Consider the following 238-nt stretch of genomic DNA (forward strand, 5'->3'; position numbering starts at 1 on the left):
GAGGTGTGAAACCCTTGCCACCGTCCCGGGTGACGCCTTCGGCTAACCCAGGCTACGAAACTGGCAATTGCAGTTAACCGTGGGAGCGCGCCATGCGCGCGAAAATTCGCGGGCATGGCCCGCTCCCACAGTGGGTTACAGCAACGAGACCTCAGGCCTCCACAGCCAACCCGTACTCGGCGCTGGCATCCTGCAGCCACAGCCAGAAGTAGTCAGAGAAGCTGCGGCGAATCAGCAG

General features: G+C 62.2%; 1 protein-coding gene. It reads right to left on the reverse strand.

The window, feature by feature from the left end:
- Positions 1–151 precede the first annotated feature (151 nt).
- On the reverse strand, positions 152–238 hold an 87-nt coding region (locus AC0IYH_RS33865), incomplete at its 5' end, for a sarcosine oxidase subunit gamma family protein (protein WP_471838847.1).

The organism is Pseudomonas sp. AC463 (assembly GCF_979253585.1).